Origin of the sequence: Streptomyces sp. NPDC006602 (genome assembly GCF_042870385.1) — a bacterium.
In the GTDB taxonomy this organism is placed as follows: Bacteria; Actinomycetota; Actinomycetes; order Streptomycetales; family Streptomycetaceae; genus Streptomyces.
Window position 1 is genome coordinate 148,039 of the sequence record NZ_JBIAHG010000009.1, and the last position, 23,013, is coordinate 171,051.

Sequence of the window (23,013 nt, forward strand, 5' to 3'; positions counted from 1 at the left end):
CGACGCCCCGGGATGCCCGGAAGATCACCCGGGCGTCTAATGGGCGTATCGGGCAACTCGGACGACGGGGAAAGCAGGGTCATGTCACCAACGCGCACCAGCGAGGCGGAAGCGGGGGTGGCGACCGCCGCTCCGGGGGCACTGCGGCGGCTGGGGGAGTGGAGCGCACGCCATTTCGTGATCGTCATCGTGGCCTGGTTCGTGGTCCTGGCGGCGCTGCAGGTCCTGAACCATGTCCACGGCGGCACCTACTCCGACAACTTCTCCCTCCCCGGCGTGCAGTCCACGCAGGGACTGGACGTGCTGAAGAAGCACGACCCGGCGGCGGGCGGCTACAGCAGCCAGGTCGTCCTGCACGACGGGAAGGCACCCCTGACCTCGCTGAGCTCGCAGATGTCCACAACCGTCGGCGACCTGCAGAAACTGCCGCACGTCCTCGCCGTCCAGAACCCGCTGTCCGCCACGTCGGGAGACGTCGGCCCGCTCTCGTCGGACGGAAAGACGGCGTACATCACCGTCCGGTTCGACGTCCAGCCCTCCACTCTCGGTGACGGCTACCTCGACGGGGTCGACGACGCCGTCCAGCCGCTCCGCGCGGCCGGCGCCGACGTCGAGTACGGCGGACCGCTCGGCGAACTGGCCCGGCCGGCCGCCGACGACCGGGTGAGCGAACTGATCGGCTTCGCGGTGGCGATCGTCGTCCTGCTGATCGGCTTCGGCAGCGTCCTCGCCGCCGGGCTGCCCCTGCTGACCGCGCTGATCGGCGTCGTCGGCGGACTGGCCTGCCTCGGCCTGCTCGCCGCCGCCTTCAGCTTCGCCACCGTCTCGCCGACCCTGGCCACGATGATCGGGCTCGGCGTCGGCATCGACTACGCCCTGTTCCTGATCACGCGGCACCGGCAGAACCTCATGGACGGCAAGGATCCCGTCCGGTCCGCGGGGCAGGCCGCCGCCACCAGCGGGCGCGCCGTCCTGGTCTCCGGGTGCACGGTGATCGTCGCCCTCGCCGGGTTGTCCGCGTCCGGGGTGTCGTTCATCAGCAAACTCGGGGTGGCCGCCGCCGTGACGGTCGTCTCGGCCGTGCTGGGCGCGCTGACCCTGGTTCCGGCCCTGCTGGGCCTGATCGGCAGCCGCATCGACCGCTACCGGGTGCGGCGCCCCGTCGCCGAGACCGACGCCGCAGCGGGCGCCGTGTCCGAGGGCACCTGGCACCGCTACGCCCAGCGGGTCGGGCGGCGGCCGTGGCGCTACCTGGCCGCGGGCGTCTCGGCCGTCGTCATCCTCGCCATCCCGGTCCTGTCCATCCAGCTCGGCCACATCGGCGACGGCGCCGACCCCACGTCCTTCACCGACCGGCGGGCCTACGACCTGATGACCGACGCCTTCGGACCCGGCTCCAACGGCCCCCTCACCGTCGTCATCGACCAGACCGCCGTACCGTCGTCACAACGCGACGCCCTCAGCTCCACGGCACAGAAGGACCTCAACGCCGTCGCCGGTGCCGCCACGGTCACCCCGCTGACAGCCACCCAGGACGGCGACGTCCTCATCGCCACGGTCTACTCCAAGAAGTCCCCGCAGAACGCCGACACCACCGCCCTGGCCAACCGTCTCGTCGACGACACCCTGCCCGACGCGGTCTCCGGCACGAAAGCCGAGGGCTACGTCACCGGGACGACCGCCGCGCAGGTCGACTTCCGGGACATCGTCGCGAGCCGGCTGCCCCTGATCATCGGCGTCGTCGTCGCCCTGTCCTTCCTGATCATCCTCATCGTCTTCCGCGGCCTGCTCGTCGCGCTCAAGGCGGCCGTCCTCAACGTGCTCTCCATCACCGCGTCGTACGGTGTCGTCGTCGCCGTCTTCCAGTGGGGCTGGGGCGGGCCCGCGCTGGGCGTCTCCGGAAAGGTGCCCATCGAGAGCTACGTGCCGATGATGATGTTCGCGATCATCTTCGGCCTCAGCATGGACTACGAGATCTTCCTGCTCTCCCGCGTCCACGAGGCCTGGCTGCGCACCGGCGACGCCAAGGCCTCGGTCGCCCACGCGCTGGAGATCACCGCACGGGTCATCACCTGCGCCGCGCTGATCATGGTGAGCGTCTTCGCGGCCTTCATCGTCAGCGACAACATCGTGGTGAAGATGCTGGGGCTCGGCCTGGCGGTGAGCGTGCTCATCGACGCCACCGTCGTACGCCTGCTGATGGTCCCCGCGGTGATGACCCTGCTGGGACGGCACGCCTGGTGGACACCCCGGCCGCTCGACCGGATCCTGCCGCACATCGACACCGAGGGGCGGCACGAGCGGACCTGAGACTTCAGGGACTCTCCCGCCGCCCGGGTGCCAGGACGAGCATCGTGACGTCGTCGTGCAGGGCCCTGCTGTACCCCAGCGTCCCGCGCTGCGCCGCCCGGTACAGACCCGCACACCGCACGGGCCCCACGCAGGGCGGCAGAGGCGACATCACGGCGTGCTGCGCGGCCTGAGCCACGGACCGCTCGCGGGCGCGCTCAGCAGGGTCGAGCGGTTGAACCCGGCGCCGAGCACGGCGGTGAGCGGGCGCCCCCGGCTGTGGGTCAGCCGGCGTCCAGCACCGCTTCGGCCGCCGCGAGGATCTCGGTGACCCGCAGTCCGAACCCGGCGTCGCACGGATGCGGACGGCCGGTGCGGGCGGCGTCGACCAGGGCGTCCGCGGCCCGGGAGAGGGCGGTGAGGACCCCCTCGGAGCTCTCCGGGAGGCGGGTCACCCCGGCCTCGCCCCTCAGCTCCACGACGGCTCCCCCCGCCGCGGGCGGTGCCGTGAGACTCAGCGTCAGCGCGCTCGACGCGCCGCCCGCGTGGTCGAGGACCAGGTGCACGGTGTCGCCCGGGCCGTGCGCGGCCGCCGCCACTCGCCGGACGTCGCCGAGAACCGGCAGCAGCACGGACAGCGCATGCGGGCCCACGTCCCACAGGGCGCCCTTCTCCCGCCGCCACGGCGAGTCCGCGAAGGGGCTGTCACCGGCGAACACCGATCCCAGCCACTCGGCCCGCCCGGTGAACCAGCCCTGCGCGCCGGCCTGTTCGGCGAGCCACGTCTCGGTCTCCGACTGGAAGCGCGTCGTGAAGAAGACGACCGAGGCGACGCCGGCCGCCTCGACGGCCTCGACCACCGCCCGCCCCTCCTCCACGGTCGCGGCAAGGGGCTTGTCCAGCAGCAGATGACACCCCGCCCGCGCCGCCCGCACCGCGAGCCCGGCCTGCACGGCCGGGGGCAGCGCCACGGCCACGGCGTCCACGTCGGCGAACAGCGCGTCGACATCGTCGTAGGCACGCGTGTCGTGCAGGTCGGCCACCTCCTTGGCCGCGTCGGTACGACGGCCCCACACCCCGACGAAGTCCAGCCCGTCGTGCCCGCCGAGAGCGGGGGCGTGGGCCATCCGGGCCCAGGGCCCGGTTCCGAGCAGTCCGATGCGCATGCCGTCGCCTCTCCATGCCGTACGAGCTCGTCACGACCGTGCCGGACGCCCGACCCGTCGGGGTGAGCGTGCCACACGGACCGTCCGGACGTGCAAGCCGCCCAGGGCGCTGCTCGGCCGACGGGAAGCGGCGCCGTCACGAGACCGGTGACATCGCCGGCCCCCGCTCCGGAGCCGCCCGCCGGCCGACAGCGGCAGGGGCGGCAGCCGACGGCGCCCGCCGGTGTGGCACACCCGCGGGTGCCGTGGCCCGGCCGGGCGGCCCGCCACGGACGGAGATCAATCCAACCGATCCCCATGATCGTCGGCGCGGACGGCGACCATGCCCGCACGGGTTCCTGACGGCGCCTGCGGCATTGTGCCGGTGCAAGGGCCCCGACCGGGAACGCTGGGCACCGGCACAAGCCGTCCACCCCGTCGGACCTGCGGCTTCTGCCTCTCAGCCACGGCTACAAGGACCGTGCCGACGATGAACGGACCGAACCCGGCGGAGCGGTACATCGTCCCGGTCTACCGGCGCGCTTGACCGAACGGAGGGAATCGACCGATGCACGACCCTAGGGACCGACCGGACGGTATGCCATCCTTCGAGGCAGGACGACTCGGGTGGCAGGCGCCGCGGAAAGGGCCGTGGACCCGCAAGGGTTCCGCCGCGAGCGCGCTGCCACCCCGCCGAACGTGGAGGACCGTGATGCACCACGCCGTACGGCCACGAACAGCGCTCCGCCCTGGACCGGTGCCCGTTCCGCAGTCGCGCACCCGGCGCGTGCGGTCGTTGATCGACGCCGATGCCTTGCGCGTCCTGCACCGCGCCGCCCGGGTGCTGCTGGACGACCTGCCCGACCTGACCGATCAGCTGGTGGCCGCCCTGCAGGAGCAGGAGCCGGGCTATCGGTCCGCGCTGGAGAGCGACCCCGTCGGGACCTGGCAGGAAGTACAGCGGTCGCTGCGACACAGCGTGACTTCGCTGCTCGACCCCCGCAGCGCCCGGGACGCGGCCCGCCGCTGCTCGTGGAAGATCGGCGCCACCCGCGCCGAGCAGGGGCTGCCGCTGGACGCCCTGTTGCACGCGTTCCGCCTGGGCGGGTCGCTGGTGTGGCAGGGGCTCGTGGAGGAGACCTCCCGGACCGCTCCCGAGGACGTGCGCCTCCTGGTCCACGTGGCGTCCGACGTCTGGAACTTCGTCGACGAGCACTGCACGCTCGTGGCGGACGCCTACCGGCAGGTCGAGCGGCAGCTGACCTGGCGGCGCGAGAACCGGGTACGGCTGCTGGTCGCCGCCCTGCTCGAGGGCACCAGCCGCATCGCGGACCTGCCCGAGGCCGCCCAGGTGCTGGACCTGCCCGAACACGGGCGGTACGCCGTCGTGGCCGTCGCCGGCGAGGACCCGTCCGGATGTGCCGCCGCCCGGTGCGCGGCCGTGCCCGACGGCCTGCGCGTCCACTGGCTCACGGGCGTGGAGGTGGACTACGGAATCGTCCTGGTCGGGGCCGGCGGCCCGCCGGAGCCCGCGCCCCGGCCGGAGGGCCCCGCGGCGGGGGCCAGGATCGGCGTCGGCGGTGTCGTCGAAGGGCTGGCGGGCATCGGTGACGCCCGCAGGCAGGCCGACACAGCGCTCGGCATCTGTCCTGAGGGCGGCGGCGCGGTCCGGCTGGCCGATCACCTTCCCGCCGCCCTCGTCGTCTCCAGTCCGGAACTCGGCAGGGCCCTCGCCGACCGGGTGCTCGGCGCGCTGCTGTGCCTGGAGCCGGGGGACCGGGACGTGCTGCTGGAGACCCTGGCCACCTGGCTGGCCTGCGACGGTTCCGCGCAGCGGGCCGGCGAGCGGCTCTACTGCCACCGCAACACCGTGCTGAACCGGCTGCGCCGCTGTGAGCAGCTGACGGGACGTTCGCTGGCCCGCCCCACGGACGTGGTGGAGATCAGCCTGGCCCTCACCGCCCGCCGGCTGCTGCGCGACTGAGGACGCCGCCGTCCCCGTACCTCCTGGGCATCCGCACAGGCTCGCCGGGCGGGCACTGGGACGGCGCAGCGACCGGGCCCTGGGGCCTGTACCGGCGGCAGACGCCCGTGCTGTCGTGAGCTCCCTTCACCCGCAGACCGTGCCGCCCGGCACGGATCCGAGGAGCCGCGATGCCCGCAAGCCCACCGGACGAGGAACGCGCCGCGCTGCACGTCGAGGATCTCGACGTCACCTACGGCCGGGCCCTGTCCGCTCTCCGCTCCGTGTCACTGACCGTCCCGCACGGCGGCGTCGTCACCCTGCTCGGCGCCAACGGCGCCGGCAAGACGACCCTGCTGCGTGCGGTGTCGGGCACCCTCCGGCTGCACCGCGGGGCGATCACGGGCGGCCGGATCCGCTACGGCGACGCCCAGCTCGACGGCCGGGACCCCGTCGCAGCGGTACGCGCCGGAGTCGTCCAGGTGCCCGAGGGCAGGCGGGTCTTCGCCGGGCTCACCGTCGACGAGAACCTGCGCAGCGGCGGCCTCGGTCTCGGCCGGCGCAGCCCGGCACTGGTGCGCGAGGGCCGGGAGCGGGTGTTCACCCTCTTTCCCCGGCTCGCCGAGCGCACCCACCAGGCCGCAGGTCTGCTCTCCGGGGGAGAACAGCAGATGCTGGCCATCGGCCGCGCACTGATGGCGGCCCCCCGACTGCTGCTGCTCGACGAACCCTCGCTCGGCCTCGCTCCGCAGATGGTGCACCGGATCGCCGAGGTCGTCCGTGAGATCAACGCCCAGGGCACGGCGGTGCTGCTGGTCGAACAGAACGCCGGCATGGCGCTCTCGCTCGCGGACCACGCGCACGTCCTGGAGGTGGGGGAGATCCGGCTGTCCGGGCCCGCCGACGAACTCGCCCGCACCGACGCGGTGCGACACCTCTACCTCGGCGAGCAGACCGGCCCAGGCACCAAGGCCGGCGCAGGCGCAGGCGCAGGCACCGACCACCCGTCCGACGCCGGCCAGGGGGTCGCGTGAGCACCTCCGCACCGCGCCCGCAAGCCACCGAGCCCCCCGAGCTGTGCGTGGAGGACGTCACCGTGCGCTTCGCCGGGCTCACCGCGCTCGACGACGTGTCCTTCACCGTCTCCCCGGGGTCGGTGCACGCGCTCATCGGACCCAACGGGGCCGGCAAGTCCACCTGCTTCAACGTCCTGTCCGGCCTGTGCCGGCCCGCCGCCGGCACCGTCCGGCTCGGCGAGGCGGAACTGACCCGGCTCGCCCCGCACCGGATCGCGGCCCTCGGCGTGGCACGGACGTTCCAGAACATCGTCACCACGGAGGGAACCGTCGCAGACAACCTCATGCTCGGCCGGCACGTGCACTCCCGTGCGGGCTTCACGGCGAGCGCCCTGCGCCTGCCACGGGCCCTGCGCGAACAGCGGGAGCACCTCGCCAAGGCCCGCGAGATCGCCGAACTCACCGGCCTGGAACGGCACTTCGACACGCCGGTGGCGCTGCTGTCGTACGGCGACCGCAAGCGGGTGGAGTTCGCCCGCGCCCTGTGCCTGGAACCGAGCGTGCTGCTGCTCGACGAGCCCGTGGCCGGCATGAACGCCGCCGAACGCGCCCGCACCGCCGAGACCGTCCGGGACGTCCGGGCCGAGCTCGGCCTGTCCGTCGTCCTCGTGGAACACGACATGGGCCTGGTCATGCGCCTCGCCGACGAGGTCACCGTCCTCGACTTCGGCCGTCGCATCGCCCACGGAACGCCCGACGAGGTCCGCAGCGACCCCGAGGTGCTGCGCGCCTACCTCGGCACCGAGACCCCGCAGGAGGACGTGGCATGACCTCCCTCCTCGACAACCTCCTCAGCGGCCTCGCCCTCGGCTCGGTCTACGCCCTCGTGGCCCTCGGCTTCGTCGTCATCTTCAAGGCGTCGGGCGTGCTGAACTTCGCCCACGGCTCCCTGCTCCTGCTCGGCGGCTATCTCACCGCCGTCCTGCACGACGACCTCGGCTTCGCCGGCGCCCTGGCCCTGTCCGTGGTGGTGACGGCGGCCGTGGCCGGAGCGCTCGACCGCTTCCTGCTGCAGCGCGGCGAGCCGGACCCGCAGGCCGCCCACGTGCAGACCATCGTGACCATCGGCGTCGACATCGTGCTGGTCACCGACCTGTCCCGGCGCATCGGCGGCGACCTGCTGTCCCTCGGCGACCCCTGGGGCGACTCGGTGCACGAACTCGGTCCGGTGACCGTGGCGGACAGCCGGCTGGCCGCGATCGTCGTGTCCGCCGTGGTCATCGGCGCGGTCTTCGCCCTCTTCCGGTTCACCGCCTGGGGGCTGTCCCTGCGGGCGGCGGCCGAGGACCTGGAGGCGGCCGCCCTCATGGGCGTACGGCTGACGCGGGTGCGCACCCTCGCCTGGTGCCTGGCGGGCGCCCTGGCCGCCCTGGCCGCGGTCTTCCTCGTCGCCTTCCCGGCGCCCGGACTGGAGCGCGCCACAGGCCAGATCGCCCTCAAGGCATTCCCCGCCGCGATCCTCGGCGGCATGGCCTCACCGGGCGGTGCCCTGGCCGGCAGCGTGCTGATCGGCCTGACCGAGGCCTTCGTCGTCGGATACCAGTCCGAACTGCACGTCCTGGGCGAGGGCTTCGGCGACGTCGCCCCGTACGCCGTGATGGTGCTGGTGCTCCTCGTACGGCCCACCGGACTGTTCGGCGCGAAAGGAGCGGCACGTGTCTGAGCCCACGGCCCGCACCCGGGCGCTGCACTGGGGAAGGAGAGCCCTTCCCCTCGTCCTCCTCTGCGTCCTGCCCTTCTACCTGGACGCCTTCTGGCTGCGCATCGGCCTGTTCTCCCTGGCGGCCGCCATCGGCGCCGTCGGCCTCGGCCTGCTGACCGGCACCGCCGGACAGCTCTCCCTCGGCCACGCCTTCTTCCTCGCCGTGGGGGCGTACGGATACGTGTGGCTGGCGGGCGATCCCGGACCGGGGCTGCCACCCGCGCTCGCCCTCGTCCTGGCGGTGCTCCTCGCCGGAGCCGCGGGCGGACTGTTCAGTCCGGTCGCCGGCCGGGTGCGCGGCATCTACCTGGGCGTCGCCACCCTCGCGCTCGTCTTCCTCGGCCACCACGTCCTGCTGACCGCGGACTCCGTCACCGGCGGCTTCAACGGCCGCTCGGTCCCACCGCTGCCGGGCTTCACCGACAGTGATCCACAGCTCGTCCTGCTCGGCGTGCCGTTCGGGTCCGCTGAAAGGCTTTGGTACCTCGGGCTGGCCCTGTTCGCCCTCACCTGGTTCACGGCACGCGGCCTGCTGCGCGGACGCCCCGGCCGTGCGCTGACGGCGCTGCGCGACAGCGAGACCGCGGCCGCGGTGATGGGCGTTCACGTGGCCCGGTACCGCTCGGCGGCATTCGTCGTGTCCTCGATGTACGCGGGCCTGGCGGGAGTGCTGCTGGCACTCGCCTTCCGCCGGGTCGTGCCCGACTACTTCGCCCTGGCGCTCTCCGTCGACTACCTCGCCATGATCGTCATCGGCGGCCTCGGCTCCGTGGCCGGAGCCACCGCGGGAGCCGTCTTCGTCACCGCGCTGCCACTGCTCATGACCCGCTACGCCGACCAACTGCCGCTGGTGACGGCACCGGGGGCGACGGACGGCGTGGTCGGCCCGACCGAGGCGGCCCGCTACCTCTACGGCACGGCGATCGTCCTGGTCCTGCTGTACACGCCCGACGGACTGCGCGGGCTGACCCGGCGCCTGCGCACCAGGCGCCCCCCGAAACGTCCACCCGCCACCGCGACTTCGTCCCGGGAACCCACCCCAGCCGTACGAACCAAGGAGCACACCCCGTGAACGTCAAGCACCACAGGAACCGCCTTACCGGGATCGCCACCGCCGCGGCCGTAGCCCTGCTGATGGCGGGCTGCAGCTCCAAGGCCGGCGACCAGAGCACCGGCGACGGCGCCGACGGCGTGAAGACGGGCCCCGGCGTCACCGACAGCACGGTCAGACTGGGCGCGCTCACCGACCTGACCGGCCCCTACGCCTCCCTCGGCAAGAGCATCGTGCAGGCCCAGAAGATGTGGGCCGACGAGACCAACGCCAAGGACGGCATCTGCGGCCGGAAGATCGAGATCGTCGTCAAGGACCACGGCTACGACGTACAGAAGGCCGTCGCCGCGTACGCCGACATCTCGGCGGACGTGGTGGCGCTGCCGCAGGTCGTCGGATCGCCCGTCGTCGCCGCGCTCCTCGACGACATCGAGCGCGACCGGCTGCTGACCTTCCCGCAGGCCTGGGCGGCCTCCCTCCTCGGCAAGGACTCCGTGCAGGTCCTCGGCACCACCTACGACGTCGACATGATCGCCGCCGTCGACTTCCTCACCCGCACGAAGGGACTGCGCAAGGGCGACACGATCGGCCACGTGTACTTCGAGGGCGACTACGGGGCCAACGCACTTGAGGGCTCCCGCTGGGCCGCGGGGCGCGCGGGGCTGAAGGTCGTCGGCCAGAAGATCAAGGCGACCGACACGGACCTGTCCGCGCAGGTGTCCGCGCTGCGCAAGGCGGGCGTGAAGGCGGTCCTGATCAGTGCGGGGCCGGCCCAGACGGCCTCCCTGACCGGGGTGGCGGCCTCCCGCGGGCTGCGCGTGCCGATCGTCAGCAGCGCCCCGGGCTTCGCACCCCAGCTCATGAAGACGCCCGCGGCGGCCGCGCTGGAGGGCATGCTGAACGTGGTGAGTTCCGCCCCGGCCGTCAGCTCCGACCTGCCCGCCGTGCGCCGCATGGTCGCCGCGTACAAGAAGAAGTACCCCGGCTCCCCGGTCGACTCCGGCGTCCTGTCCGGGTACAACGCCGCCCAACTCCTGGGCGCCGACCTGAAGAAGGCCTGCGCGGCGGGCAGCCTGGCCAGGGAGGACGTGGTCAAGGCGCACCGCGCACAGAAGAACGCCGACACGGGCCTCGGCTCACCGCTGGACTTCTCCGACGTGGCACGGCCCGCGAGCCTGTCCACCTACGTGCTGAAGCCCGACCCCAAGGCGGCCGGCGGACTGGTGGGTGTGGAGGACGCGCACCGCGCTCCCGGAGTCGAGGAGTATCTGGCGTCGCGCGACTGATGACCTCGCGCTCCTACTGAGAACGGATTCAGCGGCCCGGCTGCTGAATCCGTTCTCGTTCTCCTATTGGACCTTCGGGGGTCGGTCCGGCGACGCTGGAGGGCGTCCGGCGCCGCCGCGCACACCCGTCCGGCGCGCCGGACGCCATCGGTACCGCGCGACAGCCGAAAGAGGTCAACATCCCATGCACACTCGCCGCATCGGTGACGTCGAAGTCAGCGCGATCGGTCTGGGCGCGATGCCCATGTCGATCGAGGGCCGGCCGGACGAGGCCCGTTCCCTCGCCACGATCCACGCGGCCCTCGACGCCGGCGTGACGCTGATCGACACCGCGGACGCCTACCACCGGGGCGCCGACGAGGTCGGACACAACGAGACGCTGATCGCCAAGGCCCTCGCCTCCCACGACCGGGGCGGGGACGTCCTGGTCGCCACCAAGGGCGGGCACCTGCGCCCCGGCGACGGGAGCTGGACGCTGGACGGCAGCCCCCGGCACCTCAAGGACGCCTGCGAGGCCTCGCTGCGCCGGCTCGGCGTGGAGGCCATCGGGCTCTACCAGTTCCACCGCCCCGACCCGAGGGTGCCCTACGCGGAGTCCATCGGCGCGATCCGGGACCTCCTCGACGAGGGGAAGATCCGCATGGCGGGGATCTCCAACGCCGACCCGCAGCAGATCGCGCTGGCCAATGAGATCCTCGGTGGCCGACTGGTCGCCGTGCAGAACCAGTTCTCGCCGGCCTTCCGCTCCAGCGAGCCGGAACTGCGCCTGTGCGACGAACTCGGCATCGCCTTCCTGCCCTGGAGCCCGCTCGGCGGCATCTCCCGAGCCGGTGAACTGGGCTCCGCCCACGCCCCGTTCGCGAGGATCGCGCATGCGCGCGGGGTGAGCCCGCAGCGGGTGTGCCTGGCCTGGATGCTCGCCAAGTCGCCGGTCGTCGTTCCCATCCCGGGCGCGAGCCGCCCCGAGACGATCCGCGACTCGGCCACCGCCGTCGACCTCGTCCTGACCGCGGACGAGCTCGCGGAACTGGACGCCGCCTGAGAGCCGGTGTCACACGCTCTGAGCCCGGGAAACGCGCATGGACTGGCATCCGTGAACGTCGGGTCTCTAGGATGGACTCCCTGTCCTGCCGGGCCAGTTGGCGTGGCACGAAGCTGGGGGAAAGATGGATACCGGTAACAAGCTGTCCACGTCGATCGACGCGACGGTACCCACAGCCGCGCGCATGTACGACCACTACCTGGGCGGCAAGGACAACTACGCTGCCGACCGGGCGGCGTGCGAGGAACTCGACAAGGTCGTTCCCAGTACACGCCGGCTGGCCGTGAACAACAGGCGTTTCCTCCAGCGGGTCGTCAGGACGCTGGCGGCGGAGCACGGCATCCGGCAGTTCCTGGACCACGGCTCCGGCCTGCCCACCCAGGACAACGTCCACCAGGTCGCCCAGCGCATCGACCCGGACACGCACGTGGTCTACGTCGACAACGACCCGATGGTGCTGGTTCACGGCCGCGCCCTGCTGGAGCAGGACGAGCGCACCGCCGTCATCCACGCGGACATGCGGGAGACGGACGCGATCTTCTCGCACCCCGAGACACAGCGCCTGATCGACTTCGACCAGCCGGTCGCCGTGCTCTTCAACTCGGTGATGCACTGCATCCCCGACAGCGAGACGGACGGACCCCCGGCGGTGGCCCGCCGCGTGGCCGAACGGCTGGCGCCCGGCAGCTACCTGGTGATGTGCCAGCTGGTCAGCGAGGACCCCGAGGTCCGTAAGTTCGTCACCGACTTCATGGACCAGGCGACCCAGGGCCACTGGGGCCGGGTGCGTGAGGAGAAGGACGTCGCCGAGTGGTTCGAGGGCCTGGACGTCCTCGACCCCGGCCTGGTGGAGGTCTCCACCTGGCGCCCGGACTCCGAGGTGGCGCCCCGCCAGCTCACCCACGAGTGGATCGAGTTCGGCGGCGTGGGCCGCGTCCGCTAGTCCGGCAGGCCGCAAGGGACAAAGGGAACGCCCCTCACGAGATCTCCTCGTGAGGGGCGTCGCCATGCGATGTCCGGCCTCATCCGCCGTAGCGCTGCTTCATCGTCTCGCGCAGCAGCTCCAGCGAGGCTCGCGGTTGGAGCGCCTCGTCGGCAAGCCGGTCCAGCGCCAGCCGGTACTCCTCGGTCTCGTCCTGGTCCTCGAGGAAGTTCGCGCTCTTGATGTGTTCGAGATAGACGACGTCGGGCAGATCCAGGCCGCCGAAGCGCAGATAAGTGATCGGGATGGACGGTGCCGAGGCGTTCGTGACGTCCAACGGCACGATCTGTACGGTCACATTGGGCCGCTGGGCCATCTTCACGAGATGCCTGAGCTGCTCCCGCATCACGTCCTTGCTGCCCATGACCCGCAGCAGAGCCGACTCGTCGATGACCGCCCACAGCTGCGGGGCGTCCGCGCGCAGCAGCAACTCCGCCCGCCGGGTGCGCAGTTCCACACGCCGCCTGACCTCGGCGGACGCCGCGGCGGGCAGACCACGCTCGACGACCGCCCGGGTGTAGCCCGGGGTCTGCAACAGGCCGGGAACGTACTGGATCTCGAACGTACGGATCGCCGCGGCCGCCTCCTGGAGGCCGACCAGACGGTCGAACCACTCGGGCATCAGCCGCTTGTCGTAACGCTGCCACCAGCCCGGCTCACCGGCACGCTGCAGCAACTTCAGCAGCACCGAGGCCTCGTAGTCCTCGGTGCCGTACAACTCCAGCAGTGCGCGGACGTCGCTCTGGGCCGGAGGCCTGCGGCCCTTGCCCGACTCGATGCGGGACAGCTTCGCCGCACTGAACCCAAGAGCCCGCGCCGCCTGGTCCTGAGCGAACCCGGCATCCTCGCGGAAACCCGCCAACTGCACGCCGACCAGCATCTTCAACAGGGTCGGAGCCGGCTCGGGCCGATCCAGATACGGCTGGAGTCGGGAGACGCGCTGCGAATCGGCGGACATCCAGACTCCCAGTGAACCGGCATAGAGACGACCCACATTATCGCACCCCGTCGTCTCGCAGCGCATCCGTCCGTACACGCAAGGGAGGGCCCCTGTCGGCCGATGGCCTCACAGCAGATGGTCGAACTCGCCCTCCTTCGCACCCGCGACGAACGCCGCCACCTCGGCCGGGGTGTAGACGAGCGCCGGCCCGTCGGGAAAACGGGAGTTGCGCACCGCGATGCCCCCGCCGACCAGAGTGGCCACTTCAACACAGTTGCCCTCGGCGTTGCTGTGACGGCTCTTGATCCAGCGGGCGTCCAACGAGCTCGCCCGCACTCCGTTCTGCACTGGTGGCACCGCACTCTCCTTGCTGTTCACGTTCCTTGCCGGGCGCTGTGCCCGGCTGCCCGGGTGGGTGCCGGGCCGGATGTCACCGGCCCCTCCCACCCCACCCAATATTTCGTGCAATTTCTCGTGCAATTGCACGCGGGCGCTTTCAGCGTGGATAATAGCTGTGGCGTCAACCCCTCGGGAGGCGCCCCGTCTTGACGTCGCATCAGGGAGATGCCGTGTCGTCACCTGCGAACCACGTGCTCAGAAGGCCGAGTCGGGCTGCGCCGGGAGCAGGTGGAGTGGACATGACCGGTCTTCCGCCACGGCCGCGATCGATGGACCCCGGTGCGCAACCGCCCCTGCCTCTCGCCTCCCCGGGCGAGGCCACGGACTCCGCCGCGCTGCGCATCAGATGCAGCGGGGAAGGATTCGCCCTGGCCCGCACCTTCACCCGGGACACCCTGCGCTGCTGGTCCCTCGACCACCACAGCGACGACGCGGTGCTTGTGATCACCGAACTCGCCGCCAACGCCGTGGCGCACGCGGTGCCACGGGCGCCCGTGGGCGAGACGGACGTGTGGCTCGGGCTCCTGCTCGACCCCACCCATGTGATGCTCACCGTCTCCGACTCGGGTGACAACGTGCCCGAGTTCACCAGCGCCGACGCCACCGACCTGCGGGAGCACGGCCGAGGTCTGTGCATCGTCGACGCCCTGGCCGAGGAGTGGGGCTGGACCCTCAGAACCCCGGCCGGCAAGACCGTCTGGGCCAGGCTGTCGATCTGCCCTCCCCCTTGAGATGACCGCCTGAGATGACCGCCGCGGAAAGGCCCCACGCCATGCGCACCGCTCCGACGCACGTACCGAGCACCGAGCGCACCGACCACCACATGCCGCCGACCGGGGTGGCCAGGACCACGCCCCTCATGGCACTCGAACGGGTGCCGTGGCGGGACATCCAGGACTCCACCGGCTGCGCGGCCGCCATCCCCCTGCTCCTGGGCAGCATCGCCTGGGGCGACCCCGAGACCGCCCGGGCCGCCCTCGCCGACCTGCGGACGCGCATCTGCCAGTACGGCTTCGTGGTGGAACAGGCGACCGCCGCCACCGTCCCCTTCCTGTGGGAACTCGCCCAGCTTCCCCACGTGACCTGCCGGGCCGAGATCATCCAGCTCCTCAAGAGCATCGCGGACGCCCGGCAGTGGGAGAGCACGGCCGCCGTCTACCCCAAGCTGCTCAACCACCGTGAGAACCCCGTGGTGTGGGAGCGCGAGGCGCGCCAGGCCGTCCGTGAGCGGCGCGGCGTCCTGCGGCGGCTGATGGCCGAGGAGGACACCGAGATCAACCGGGCGACCACGGAACTGGCCCGCACGCTCGGCGAGTGACGACCGGCCCGCCACCCGTCCGGGAGGCGCCGGCCCGGTTCTGCACCGCCTCTCCACCGTGCGCGGCGCGGACCGCATCGTGGTGATGGCGACGGCCGCATCCAGGAGATCGGTACGCACGCGGAACCCCTGCGCACAGACGGGGCGTACACGGCACTGCACAGCGGCCAGGGCGCCTGACGGCGCACGGACCGCTCGTTGCCGCGCACACGGGTCACACGTCGGAACGTAACGAAATCGCGCCAAATGCGCCGTCGATGGCGGTGAAGACGATTGTTCTTCCGCGGTTCGGGCATACGCAGCGAAAAATCGAGAGAGGGGCGCTACGTGCTCGTTCCGGACCCGAAGGTCGTCAGGACGCTGCTGACTCGCTACGCATCACTGCGGATCGCTCAGGCGGAAAGGGAAAGGGAGGCCACGGCACGTGAACTGGAGGACGTCAGCTACACGCTGTGCGTGATGATGGGCACCACCGACATCCACGACGCGGTCGGCAAGGCGGACACCCTGCTCGCCGAGGCCGGGCGCGCCCCGGTCGACACCACCGACCCGGACGGGGAGAACGGTCTGCGGCTGGCCGTGTGACGCCGTACCGTCCCGGCGGCCGAAGGCTCAGGAGCGCGCCGCCGGGACGGTGTCCGTCTTTCCGTGGAAGGCGGCGCGACAAGCCTGCGGGGTGGCGCCGACCACCCGGCGGAAACGTTCGCGGAACGCGGTGGGCGAACCGATCTTCAACCTGCTGTGGGCGACCGTCACCGTCCTCGTGATCGTTCGGCGCGGCTCCACCACGGGGGCCTGAACCGAGAACGGCAACCGGTGCTGACGTCAAGCCCTCCGCCGGAATGTGTGTGTCGGTGTTCCGGGGCGCCTACACTCGACAACCGTGCCCAAGTGCATGGGCAGTGACACGAAAGGCGTGTTGACGGGTGTTCCAGGATTCCCCCATCTACGACCGACTCGTCGCTGAGCGCGGCGACGTTCCCGCCCAGGTACGCAGGGAGGCCGAGCGGGTGAGCAGGGAGCTGGAGTACGCCATGCGACCGTTGCAGTCCTCCCTCGGCCCTTCTCTCGGCTCCTCCCTCCCCACCGACCGCCAGGCAGCCCCGGGCGCGGGCTGGCAGCGGGCGGCCCTGCCCGGTCCGCGGTCCTACTGATCCGTACTCAGCGCGCCGCCGCATCGGCGCCGTCGACGTGGGCCCGCGGCGGCGGGCCGGGGTGGGCGAGCCATTCGGCGACGCCGAGCGCGATCGGCTGGCCCGTGTCCACCTCCACGAAGCCGAACTGCCCCGACTGGTTGCACTCCAGGAACCACCACGTCCCGTCCGCGTCCTCCGCCAAGTCGAAGGCGCCATAGGCCAGCTCGGCCTCCTTGACGTATGCCCGCACCGCCCCGGCGACGCGCGGCGGCACGTCGACGGGACACCAGGGCACGGTGTTCGGCGCGAACCGGACATCCACCGCGTCGGGGTCCGCACCCTCGGCGACGGCCTTGCGGGCGGCCAGTAACCGCTCGCCCACGACGGTCAGGCGGATGTCGGCCCGTTTGGCGACCCGCCGTTGCAGCAGCGTCGGACCGAACGCGACGGCGGCGAAGTCGGTGTCCGGGGCGACCCGGCTGGTCGGCACCGCCCGGGGCGGGTCCTGCGGATGCGCGCCGGAGACCGGCTTGACCACCAGATCCGGGTAGCGATCCGCGAAGTCGCGGGCGGCCTGCGGAAACGTCGTGATGAGCGTGGCCGGCACCGGCAGACCGCAGCGCTGCGCGAGCCGGAGCTGCCAGGGCTTGTGGCGGGCCCGGCGCGCCGCGTCGGGATGGTTCATCCAGCGCGCGCCCGAGCCCCGGAGCATCCCGTACAGCGCCTGTGAGGCCTCCTCGGTCAGCCAGGCGGAGGGCGCGACCGCCCGCGCGGCCGGTATCCCCGGCCTGCGCACCCAGATGGACCGCAGTCCGTCGATGCTCACGAGGCGTCCCCCGGACCACAGATGGCCGCGGAACGTGCCGTGCACGAACTCGCCGGACAGCGCCACCCCGCCGGCCAGGTCGGCAGGGTCGAGTCGGACCACCGGAACCCCCGTCGCGTTGAGGTGCACGACCACCATGTCAGCGGTCACGTCCTCTTCACAGGTCAGAATCAACACGGTCATTTCGGCCGCGCCGTGTTCAGTCGTCGAAGTGCGTCTTGGAGCCCGCGGTGGAAGTCGTGGTCCCCAGTTCCCTCATCAGGCCGTGGTCGAGGGCGGCTATCCGCCCGTCGAAGAGCACGTTCAACTGCAGTCCGGAGTCATAGGCGTACGGAATGGTGGCTTCCAACTCCGCTGCCGGACGTGCGTAGTTGAGCGCGAACGGTTGCATCGTCTCTCCCTCGCCGGTGCTGCTCGATCAAACGACGGTCACCCTGCGGCCTCGCTCGGTCCGCCGACTTCCTCGGGCTTCCAGAGACTTATACGAATCGAACGGGTGATTGGTTTCCTTACGGTGCGTAGTCAGGGCCCGGGCGGGCCTCGTGCTCGCGTCCGCCGGGGGAGGCGCGCAGGGTGCGCAGCGCCAGCAGCAGTACGCCGATGTCGTCCAGGTACACCGGATCGGGCAGCAGGTCCGTCGGGAGCACGAAGTACAGCAGCGCACCCCAGAAGACCCAGCGCGGCCCGGTCGGCAGCCCCGCCCGCCGCAGACTGCGCCGGGCTCGCACCAGGCGCACCAGCAGCACCACGGCGACGGCCAGAACCAGTGCCGCGAGCACCGCGCCGACGACGATCACCGTTGTGGTCGAATCCACCCCGCCCCCCTCCTCCAGCGGGCGCTGAGCGCCCGTCACTTGTCGGATTCCCGGTTACGGTCCCGGTATGGCCCGCCGATTCCGGCGCTCATACCTGTGGGTCAGCGAGTTCCACACGGTATGTCAGGGCCTGCCGTCGCCGCTGTGCGCACGGTCGGCGTCGACCGGTCCGTGGAGGACGTCACCCGGCTGGTCGCCCTGCTGACGCGGTCGCCGCGCGACGCCGACAGTGCGGAGGAGGCGATCCGCGCCGCGGCCGAGTGATGTCCGCCGGAGGATGTCTCCCGGCTGGTGACGCTGGTGCACCGGACCCCGGGAACCGCACCGCGGCCAGGTGGTGGTCCGCGCGGCCGCCACCGGCCGGCCCGTCGAGGCACTCGTGGAGCTGATCGGGCGCCTCGCCGCGGAGCGGCCGGTGGACGACCACGTGCCGGCGGCGGAGCAGGTCGGGCCGGACCCGGAACAGGCAGACGAGCAGGCCGTATCCGCCGACGGCCGCTCCCCGGCGGCACCACTTTGCCGACCCGCGGCCCGGGCGCACCCCGGGGCAGCAGGCCAGCCCCGTGCATGTCCGGTCGGCTCGCCGCCGTCGCCCTCGCTCCGGACTGGCGCGTCGGCGCGGCCGCCGTCGGCGCGTCCTCGGCCGCACTCACCTCCTGCTCGCACGCCTGGCGGCGCCGCAGTCACCGCGATGCGTGCGGGCGGAACGGCCGATGGCCGGGGCGAACGGCGTCGCCGACCGAAATCCCGCCGCGTGCACCGACGCCGCCTGCCTAGGCTGCCGTCATGAGTGGGGATCACGTGAACCGTCCCGACCCGGCCGAGGTGCTGCGAGCCGCCTACGAGGCCTTCGCGGCCGTGGTGCGTCCCCTCGGGGACGAGGAGTCCTGGCTGCCCACCGGCTGCGCGGGCTGGGCGGTTCGCGACCTGGTGTTCCACTGCGTCGCGGACGCCCAGCGCGCCCTGGTGGCCCTGCATACGCCTGCCTCAGGACCGGCCGACCGCGATGCCGTCACCTACTGGCAGGACTGGGCACCGGATCCGGTCGGCGCGGCCAACGGGCGGCGCTGGAACCGGGTGAGCGCGAGTATGTTCCTCGACTTCCGGCAGCTGCAGGAGCTGTACCTGGAGACCACGGCGGCCACCGTGACGGCCGCCGAGGCGGCCCGGCCCGAGGGCCGCGTCACCACGCAGGGTCATGTCCTGACCGCCGGGGACCTGATGCTCACGCTCGCCGTCGAGGCGAGCATCCACCACCTCGACCTCGTCACGCGGCTGCCCACGGCCCCGGGGCCGGCGCGGATGGGCCTGGCCGCCGTACGCGCCACCCTGGACGGCCTCCTGGGACGGACCGTCCCGCTGGAGTGGAGCGACGAGCACTACGCCCGCGCCGCCACCGGCCGCGCACCGCTCACAGACGCCGAACGCCTCGCCCTGGGCCCGGACGCGGCCCGGCTCCCGCTCTTCAGCTGACCTCGTGCCCGGACGTGCCCGGCGGGTCCTCGCCGTCGCCTTCCGAACGGGCGGGGCGCAGCGCTCTGGTGGAGCCCTTGAACCGTTCGAACGTCCGGGTCAGCTGCTGGAGCGGCGATCCGGCGGGCGCACCGGGCGAGCTGTCGGGTGCCGGGTCCGGTACGGCCTCTCGGTAGGCGGCCAGCGCCTCGTTGGCCCGCTCGGCGGCCTCCCGGTACAGGTCCCGGGACCTGGTCATGGCCTCCAGCGCCTCGGCGTACATGGCCACCAGACTGCGCTCGCGAGCGAGTTCCTCCTCCAGGGTCAGCAGCTGCCACTGCTCCCGCAGCGCGGTGAGCGCCTCCTCCAGGCCGTCCGGCAGGGGCTTCGGCAGCGCGGCGTAGCGGGTCACGGTCTCGATCAGCTCGGTCGGCTCCGACCCGTCGAGGAAGACGCTGCGGACGCAGAAGTCGCCGTCCTCGTAGCCCGGCGGCACCGGGTGCCCGGGCAGGACCACGGCCCCGCCGCGCGGCACCTCCACGCCGAGGCCCCGCAGGGCCCAGTTCACGACCCGCAGCTGGTCCGGGGCCGCCCGGTGCTCGACCACCCGGTGCCGCAGGCCCGGCGGCAGCAGCCGCGTCAGCGGGCGCCGGCCGCGTTCGTCGGTGGTCATGGCCTCGTGGACGACGACGTGGACGGCCCAGCCGCGCACGGCGTCCTTGAACAGGCGCCGTATGGCCTTGTCGTCCGAGGGCAGCAGGTTGAGGTCCCGGAAGGGCAGGCCGGTGGCGGCCTCCTGGTCCCAGGCGGCGTCCGGTGTGTCGGGCCAGAACAGGGTGGCGGGAGAGGGCCAGGACTGGTCCCACGGCTGTTCGGCCTCGGCCACCAGCGTCCACTCGGACCCGTCGCCCGCCACGGGTACGAGCGTCAGCCGGGCGCGCACGGTCACCTCGCCCGGCACCCGCCATCGGGCCTCGAAGATCCGCTCCGGGGCGCCCTCGGCCACGGGCGGTTCCAGGAAGTCGTCGAGGACCTCGTCGTCCTTGAGGCGCCGCACATGGTGCCGGAGCACGTCGTCGGCGTCGGGCCCGGCATGGCGGCCGCGGGCGGCCCAGAGGGTGGGGGGAGTGGTGGGACGGTCGGTGGGGGTGCTTGGCATGGATCCATCTGTGAGTGGGGGCGGGTGCGGGTTTCAGTATCGTCGCCGCGGGCGGGTGGAGATCAACCGGGGGTCCGTCCCGTGCACGCGCGCGGTGTACTGCGGTGACGTTCCCGCCTGCGGTGACGTGATCGTCGGCGATGGTGGGCAGGAGGACAGCGGCTGACCGTACTGCGCTGGAAGGAGTGACTCGAGTACGGACTCGTCGACCGCGACCTGCCCTGGGAGGAGGCCCAGTGTGCTCCGAGCGGCCTCCGCCGCGACCGGCGGCTGCGTCGACTCGATCCTCCCCTGGCGGGCGCACTCGGGGGGTGAATGTTCCGCACCCATCGGCAGCCGTTCACTCCTGCCCCGCTCGCGGCATCCCCTCCACAATGACTCCTCGAACGGGGCCCGCCCACCATCCGCTTCGGGGCGGGCCCTGTTCACCACGGCGCACCGCTACTCGCGGGTGAACGTCCCGAGGTAGTACTGGCGGATGAGCCCCGCCTCGCGCAGGACGTGGACGTGATGCGTGGCCTGAACATGCCCACCTACCCGGTCCACGAGACGACCAGGGACCCGGAGCGGCTGCGCCGGGCCCAGGCGTTCGTCGCCTCCGGTCTGCGCGCCGGCGCCTTCGTGCCCGTCGTGGACCGGGTGTTCGGCCTGGACGAGATCGCCGCGGCGCACCACTACCTGGAGGAGGGCACACAGGCCGACGAGATCATGGTCACCGTCGACCACTGACAGCACGGCCACGAAAAACGGCCTCGACGGGGCCGGAGGAAACCCGGCACCGTCGAGGCCGTCGTCGTATTACGCGCCGCTCGCCTTGAGCATGTCCTCACGCTCGACGAGCTTCACGCGCTCGCGGCCCTGCGGCTCGCCCAGCGCCTTCTCGGCGGCGTCCAGCTGGTACCAGCCCTCCCAGGTGGTGAAGCGGACGTCGCGCTCGGCGAGGAACGCGTCCACCGCCTCCGGCTCGGGGGAACCCGGCGTCTGCAGACGGCCGTTGGTGTAGTCGTCCAGCAGGTTCGACACCGTCTCGTTGGCGTCGCCCTTGGTGTGGCCGATCAGGCCCACGGGGCCGCGCCGTATCCAGCCGGTGACGTACGTGGACTGCAGGTGCTCGCCGCTCTCCTGGACGACGCGTCCCCCGGCGTCCGGAACCGTGCCCGAGTCGAGGTCCCAGGGCAGCTTGGGGAGCTTGTCGGAGAGGTAGCCGACCGCGCGGTAGATCGCGGTGACGTCCCAGTCCTTGAACTCGCCGGTGCCCTTGACGTTGCCCGTGCCGTCCAGCGCGGTGCGCTCGGTGCGCAGACCGACGACCTTGCCGTCCTCGCCGAGGATCTCCGAGGGCGACTCGAAGAAGTGCAGGAAGAGTTTGTGCGGCCGGTCGCCGACGTCGCGGATCGCCCAGTTCTCCAGGGTCTTGGCGACCATGTCGGCCTGCTTGTTGCCGCGCCGGGTCTCGATCGAGCCCTCGTCGTAGTCGATGTCCTCGGGGTCGACTATGACCTCGATGTTCGGGGAGTGGTCCAGCTCCCGCAGCTCCATCGGGCTGAACTTCGCCTGCGCCGGGCCACGACGGCCGAACACGTGGACCTCCAGCGCCTTGTTGGCCTTCAGGCCGTCGTGGACGTTCGGCGGGATCTCCGTCGGCAGCAGCTCCTCGGCCGTCTTGGCGAGGATGCGCGCCACGTCGAGCGCGACGTTCCCGACGCCGAGGACGGCGACCTTCTCGGCCTCCAGCGGCCAGGTGCGCGGCACGTCCGGGTGACCGTCGTACCAGGAGACGAAGTCCGCCGCGCCGTACGAGCCGTCGAGCTCGATGCCGGGGAGGGACAGCTCGCGGTCGGCCGTCGCTCCCGTGGAGAAGATCACGGCGTCGTAGAAGGCCCGCAGATCGTCCAGGCTGATGTCGGTGGGGTAGTCGACGTTGCCGAACAGACGGATCTGCGGCTTGTCGAGGACCTGATGGAGGGCGGTGATGATGCCCTTGATGCGGGGGTGGTCGGGGGCGACGCCGTAACGGATCAGGCCGAACGGGGCCGGCATCCGCTCGAAGAGGTCGATGGACACACCGGGTTCGGCGGCCACGTCGGACTTGAGCAGGGCGTCGGCGGCGTAGATCCCGGCGGGGCCGGCTCCGACGATTGCTACCCGCAGGGGGCGGGGCATGATCAGTTCCCTTCGAGCGATGACAGGCGACTCGACGGGAAGCCTAAGCTAAGGCAAGCCTTAGTTGGTACGCGGGTCCGGTCTATGAGCTCATAAGGTCACTTTATGAGTAAGAGCTCCGAACAAAAGTGGAGTCCGATCAGCTCGCGGCGTCTGGTGCGTGCGATCGCAAGGCGCCGGAAGCTCCTCGTAGCGGAGCTACTAGGGGCTTTCGGCAACGCGGCGAGCGTGCGTGCCAGACGCCGCGAGCCGGGCTCCACTTTTGTTCG

General features: G+C 71.9%; 24 protein-coding genes and 3 pseudogenes. 17 read left to right on the plus strand and 10 right to left on the minus strand.

Annotated features, from left to right (window positions below):
• Positions 1–81 precede the first annotated feature (81 nt).
• Positions 82–2,310, plus strand: a complete 2,229-nt coding sequence (locus tag ACFYO2_RS23700) for an MMPL family transporter (protein ID WP_388352357.1) — start codon at positions 82–84, stop codon at positions 2,308–2,310.
• Between the two features lie 76 nt (positions 2,311–2,386).
• Here the strand turns inward: ACFYO2_RS23700 and ACFYO2_RS23705 are convergent.
• Positions 2,387–2,497: pseudogene (locus ACFYO2_RS23705) on the minus strand (serine/threonine-protein phosphatase); the annotation flags it as partial.
• Between the two features lie 76 nt (positions 2,498–2,573).
• Positions 2,574–3,455, minus strand: coding sequence for a Gfo/Idh/MocA family protein (locus tag ACFYO2_RS23710; protein ID WP_388352360.1), 882 nt, complete (start codon positions 3,453–3,455; stop codon positions 2,574–2,576).
• 691 nt (positions 3,456–4,146) lie between these two features.
• On the opposite strand from ACFYO2_RS23710, the gene ACFYO2_RS23715 reads away from it, so the two are divergent.
• The 8 genes from ACFYO2_RS23715 (at position 4,147) to ACFYO2_RS23750 (ending at position 12,497) form a co-directional block, all read left to right on the plus strand.
• A complete protein-coding gene (locus tag ACFYO2_RS23715) occupies positions 4,147–5,418 on the plus strand; it encodes a PucR family transcriptional regulator (RefSeq protein WP_388352363.1) in 1,272 nt (423 codons plus the stop codon).
• A gap of 170 nt (positions 5,419–5,588) precedes the next feature.
• Positions 5,589–6,431: an ABC transporter ATP-binding protein gene (locus ACFYO2_RS23720; RefSeq protein ID WP_388352366.1), complete on the plus strand. Its 843-nt coding sequence runs from the start codon at positions 5,589–5,591 to the stop codon at positions 6,429–6,431.
• A complete protein-coding gene (locus ACFYO2_RS23725) occupies positions 6,428–7,243 on the plus strand; it encodes an ABC transporter ATP-binding protein (protein ID WP_388352369.1) in 816 nt (271 codons plus the stop codon). Before ACFYO2_RS23720 ends, ACFYO2_RS23725 begins: the two co-directional genes overlap by 4 nt.
• A complete protein-coding gene (locus ACFYO2_RS23730; protein ID WP_388352372.1) occupies positions 7,240–8,136 on the plus strand; it encodes a branched-chain amino acid ABC transporter permease in 897 nt (298 codons plus the stop codon). The genes ACFYO2_RS23725 and ACFYO2_RS23730 overlap by 4 nt, the downstream gene beginning before the upstream one ends.
• Positions 8,129–9,247: a branched-chain amino acid ABC transporter permease gene (locus ACFYO2_RS23735; protein ID WP_388352375.1), complete on the plus strand. Its 1,119-nt coding sequence runs from the start codon at positions 8,129–8,131 to the stop codon at positions 9,245–9,247. The genes ACFYO2_RS23730 and ACFYO2_RS23735 overlap by 8 nt, the downstream gene beginning before the upstream one ends.
• A complete protein-coding gene (locus ACFYO2_RS23740) occupies positions 9,244–10,512 on the plus strand; it encodes an ABC transporter substrate-binding protein (RefSeq protein ID WP_388352378.1) in 1,269 nt (422 codons plus the stop codon). The genes ACFYO2_RS23735 and ACFYO2_RS23740 overlap by 4 nt, the downstream gene beginning before the upstream one ends.
• Positions 10,513–10,696: 184 nt before the next feature.
• The gene (locus ACFYO2_RS23745) at positions 10,697–11,554 is read left to right on the plus strand and encodes an aldo/keto reductase (RefSeq protein ID WP_388352381.1); all 858 of its coding nucleotides are present in this window, start codon (positions 10,697–10,699) and stop codon (positions 11,552–11,554) included.
• 124 nt (positions 11,555–11,678) lie between these two features.
• Entirely contained in the window at positions 11,679–12,497 is an 819-nt protein-coding gene (locus ACFYO2_RS23750; RefSeq protein WP_388352384.1) for an SAM-dependent methyltransferase, read from the plus strand.
• A 79-nt stretch (positions 12,498–12,576) separates the two neighbouring features.
• Here the strand turns inward: ACFYO2_RS23750 and ACFYO2_RS23755 are convergent, their stop codons facing one another.
• Positions 12,577–13,494, minus strand: coding sequence for a helix-turn-helix domain-containing protein (locus tag ACFYO2_RS23755; protein ID WP_388352388.1), 918 nt, complete (start codon positions 13,492–13,494; stop codon positions 12,577–12,579).
• Between the two features lie 108 nt (positions 13,495–13,602).
• The gene (locus ACFYO2_RS23760) at positions 13,603–13,833 is read right to left on the minus strand and encodes a DUF397 domain-containing protein (RefSeq protein ID WP_388352391.1); all 231 of its coding nucleotides are present in this window, start codon (positions 13,831–13,833) and stop codon (positions 13,603–13,605) included.
• Positions 13,834–14,114: 281 nt separating this feature from the next.
• Between ACFYO2_RS23760 and ACFYO2_RS23765 the strand changes: the two genes are divergently transcribed.
• The 4 genes and pseudogenes from ACFYO2_RS23765 (at position 14,115) to ACFYO2_RS23780 (ending at position 15,778) form a co-directional block, all read left to right on the plus strand.
• The gene (locus ACFYO2_RS23765; RefSeq protein WP_388352394.1) at positions 14,115–14,606 is read left to right on the plus strand and encodes an ATP-binding protein; all 492 of its coding nucleotides are present in this window, start codon (positions 14,115–14,117) and stop codon (positions 14,604–14,606) included.
• 41 nt (positions 14,607–14,647) lie between these two features.
• Positions 14,648–15,193 carry a hypothetical protein gene (locus ACFYO2_RS23770; RefSeq protein ID WP_388352397.1) on the plus strand — a complete coding sequence of 182 codons (546 nt, stop codon included), beginning with the start codon at positions 14,648–14,650 and terminating at the stop codon, positions 15,191–15,193.
• A 37-nt stretch (positions 15,194–15,230) separates the two neighbouring features.
• Positions 15,231–15,373, plus strand: a pseudogene (locus ACFYO2_RS23775) (ABC transporter ATP-binding protein); the annotation flags it as partial.
• Positions 15,374–15,520: 147 nt separating this feature from the next.
• On the plus strand, positions 15,521–15,778 hold the full coding sequence (locus ACFYO2_RS23780; RefSeq protein ID WP_388352399.1) for a DUF5133 domain-containing protein: 258 nt from the start codon (positions 15,521–15,523) through the stop codon (positions 15,776–15,778).
• Positions 15,779–15,805: 27 nt separating this feature from the next.
• Here the strand turns inward: ACFYO2_RS23780 and ACFYO2_RS23785 are convergent.
• Positions 15,806–15,919 (minus strand): annotated as a pseudogene (locus tag ACFYO2_RS23785) (AraC family transcriptional regulator); the annotation flags it as partial.
• 200 nt (positions 15,920–16,119) lie between these two features.
• Between ACFYO2_RS23785 and ACFYO2_RS23790 the strand changes: the two are divergent.
• Entirely contained in the window at positions 16,120–16,347 is a 228-nt protein-coding gene (locus ACFYO2_RS23790) for a hypothetical protein (protein ID WP_388352402.1), read from the plus strand.
• A 7-nt stretch (positions 16,348–16,354) separates the two neighbouring features.
• On the opposite strand, the gene tgmB is transcribed toward ACFYO2_RS23790, so the two are convergent.
• The 3 genes from tgmB to ACFYO2_RS23805 form a co-directional block, all read right to left on the minus strand.
• Positions 16,355–17,338: an ATP-grasp ribosomal peptide maturase gene (tgmB, locus tag ACFYO2_RS23795; protein ID WP_388352405.1), complete on the minus strand. Its 984-nt coding sequence runs from the start codon at positions 17,336–17,338 to the stop codon at positions 16,355–16,357.
• Between the two features lie 16 nt (positions 17,339–17,354).
• On the minus strand, positions 17,355–17,546 hold the full coding sequence (gene tgmA / locus ACFYO2_RS23800; protein WP_388352408.1) for a putative ATP-grasp-modified RiPP: 192 nt from the start codon (positions 17,544–17,546) through the stop codon (positions 17,355–17,357).
• A 118-nt stretch (positions 17,547–17,664) separates the two neighbouring features.
• Positions 17,665–17,970: a DUF1232 domain-containing protein gene (locus tag ACFYO2_RS23805; protein ID WP_388352411.1), complete on the minus strand. Its 306-nt coding sequence runs from the start codon at positions 17,968–17,970 to the stop codon at positions 17,665–17,667.
• A gap of 120 nt (positions 17,971–18,090) precedes the next feature.
• Here ACFYO2_RS23805 and ACFYO2_RS23810 point away from each other — a divergent pair, with 120 nt between their 5' ends.
• Positions 18,091–18,234, plus strand: coding sequence for a hypothetical protein (locus tag ACFYO2_RS23810; RefSeq protein ID WP_388352414.1), 144 nt, complete (start codon positions 18,091–18,093; stop codon positions 18,232–18,234).
• A gap of 522 nt (positions 18,235–18,756) precedes the next feature.
• Positions 18,757–19,443, plus strand: coding sequence for a maleylpyruvate isomerase N-terminal domain-containing protein (locus tag ACFYO2_RS23815; protein ID WP_388352416.1), 687 nt, complete (start codon positions 18,757–18,759; stop codon positions 19,441–19,443).
• On the opposite strand, the gene ACFYO2_RS23820 is transcribed toward ACFYO2_RS23815, so the two are convergent.
• Entirely contained in the window at positions 19,436–20,581 is a 1,146-nt protein-coding gene (locus ACFYO2_RS23820; RefSeq protein ID WP_388352419.1) for a hypothetical protein, read from the minus strand. The genes ACFYO2_RS23815 and ACFYO2_RS23820 overlap by 8 nt on opposite strands.
• Positions 20,582–21,091: 510 nt before the next feature.
• On the opposite strand from ACFYO2_RS23820, the gene ACFYO2_RS23825 reads away from it, so the two are divergent.
• Positions 21,092–21,310: a zinc-binding dehydrogenase gene (locus ACFYO2_RS23825; RefSeq protein ID WP_388352422.1), complete on the plus strand. Its 219-nt coding sequence runs from the start codon at positions 21,092–21,094 to the stop codon at positions 21,308–21,310.
• Between the two features lie 69 nt (positions 21,311–21,379).
• Here ACFYO2_RS23825 and ACFYO2_RS23830 read toward each other — a convergent pair whose 3' ends face one another.
• Positions 21,380–22,744, minus strand: coding sequence for an FAD-dependent oxidoreductase (locus ACFYO2_RS23830; RefSeq protein ID WP_388352425.1), 1,365 nt, complete (start codon positions 22,742–22,744; stop codon positions 21,380–21,382).
• Between the last annotated feature and the right edge of the window lie 269 nt (positions 22,745–23,013).

Bases quoted from the DNA above. Each gene is read 5' to 3' on its own strand.
- ACFYO2_RS23700 (WP_388352357.1), top strand. From the start codon at position 82: ATGTCACCAACGCGCACCAGCGAGGCGGAAGCGGGGGTGGCGACCGCC.
- ACFYO2_RS23810 (WP_388352414.1), top strand. From the start codon at position 18,091: ATGTCAGGGCCTGCCGTCGCCGCTGTGCGCACGGTCGGCGTCGACCGG.
- ACFYO2_RS23830 (WP_388352425.1), bottom strand. From the start codon at position 22,744: ATGCCCCGCCCCCTGCGGGTAGCAATCGTCGGAGCCGGCCCCGCCGGG.
- ACFYO2_RS23730 (WP_388352372.1), top strand. From the start codon at position 7,240: ATGACCTCCCTCCTCGACAACCTCCTCAGCGGCCTCGCCCTCGGCTCG.
- tgmA (WP_388352408.1), bottom strand. From the start codon at position 17,546: ATGCAACCGTTCGCGCTCAACTACGCACGTCCGGCAGCGGAGTTGGAA.
- ACFYO2_RS23815 (WP_388352416.1), top strand. From the start codon at position 18,757: ATGAGTGGGGATCACGTGAACCGTCCCGACCCGGCCGAGGTGCTGCGA.
- ACFYO2_RS23820 (WP_388352419.1), bottom strand. From the start codon at position 20,581: ATGCCAAGCACCCCCACCGACCGTCCCACCACTCCCCCCACCCTCTGG.
- ACFYO2_RS23765 (WP_388352394.1), top strand. From the start codon at position 14,115: ATGACCGGTCTTCCGCCACGGCCGCGATCGATGGACCCCGGTGCGCAA.
- ACFYO2_RS23750 (WP_388352384.1), top strand. From the start codon at position 11,679: ATGGATACCGGTAACAAGCTGTCCACGTCGATCGACGCGACGGTACCC.
- ACFYO2_RS23715 (WP_388352363.1), top strand. From the start codon at position 4,147: ATGCACCACGCCGTACGGCCACGAACAGCGCTCCGCCCTGGACCGGTG.
- ACFYO2_RS23770 (WP_388352397.1), top strand. From the start codon at position 14,648: ATGCGCACCGCTCCGACGCACGTACCGAGCACCGAGCGCACCGACCAC.
- ACFYO2_RS23710 (WP_388352360.1), bottom strand. From the start codon at position 3,455: ATGCGCATCGGACTGCTCGGAACCGGGCCCTGGGCCCGGATGGCCCAC.
- tgmB (WP_388352405.1), bottom strand. From the start codon at position 17,338: ATGACCGTGTTGATTCTGACCTGTGAAGAGGACGTGACCGCTGACATG.
- ACFYO2_RS23825 (WP_388352422.1), top strand. From the start codon at position 21,092: ATGCGTGGCCTGAACATGCCCACCTACCCGGTCCACGAGACGACCAGG.
- ACFYO2_RS23720 (WP_388352366.1), top strand. From the start codon at position 5,589: ATGCCCGCAAGCCCACCGGACGAGGAACGCGCCGCGCTGCACGTCGAG.
- ACFYO2_RS23755 (WP_388352388.1), bottom strand. From the start codon at position 13,494: ATGTCCGCCGATTCGCAGCGCGTCTCCCGACTCCAGCCGTATCTGGAT.
- ACFYO2_RS23745 (WP_388352381.1), top strand. From the start codon at position 10,697: ATGCACACTCGCCGCATCGGTGACGTCGAAGTCAGCGCGATCGGTCTG.